Origin of the sequence: Staphylococcus sp. KUGN1 (genome assembly GCF_045984185.1) — a bacterium.
Taxonomy (GTDB): Bacteria; Bacillota; Bacilli; order Staphylococcales; family Staphylococcaceae; genus Staphylococcus; species Staphylococcus warneri_A.
Window position 1 is genome coordinate 1 of record NZ_JBJQIL010000024.1, and the last position, 353, is coordinate 353.

At 39.1% G+C, this 353-nt stretch carries 1 tRNA gene; it reads right to left on the reverse strand.

From position 1 onward, the window contains the following. Nucleotides 1-133: 133 nt before the first annotated feature. Nucleotides 134-210: transfer RNA gene (locus ACJQQZ_RS12555), tRNA-Ile, on the reverse strand. Between the last annotated feature and the right edge of the window lie 143 nt (nt 211-353).

Genomic DNA, 353 nt, shown 5'->3' on the forward strand with positions numbered 1-353 from the left:
TCTTGTGAGTGTTCTTTCGAACACTAGCGATTATTTCTTATGAATTCAAGCTTTAAAACTCTAATTCACTCGGTTTTGCTTGGTAAAATCTATTTTACTTACTTATCTAGTTTTCAATGTACAAATAAATGAATGGTGGGCCTAAGTGGACTCGAACCACCGACCTCACGCTTATCAGGCGTGCGCTCTAACCAGCTGAGCTATAGGCCCATCACGTTGAATGTTATATAAACATTCAAAACTGAATACAATATGTCAATGTTATTCCTTCATCTTCTACGAAGATGTTCCGAATATATCCTTAGAAAGGAGGTGATCCAGCCGCACCTTCCGATACGGCTACCTTGTTACGA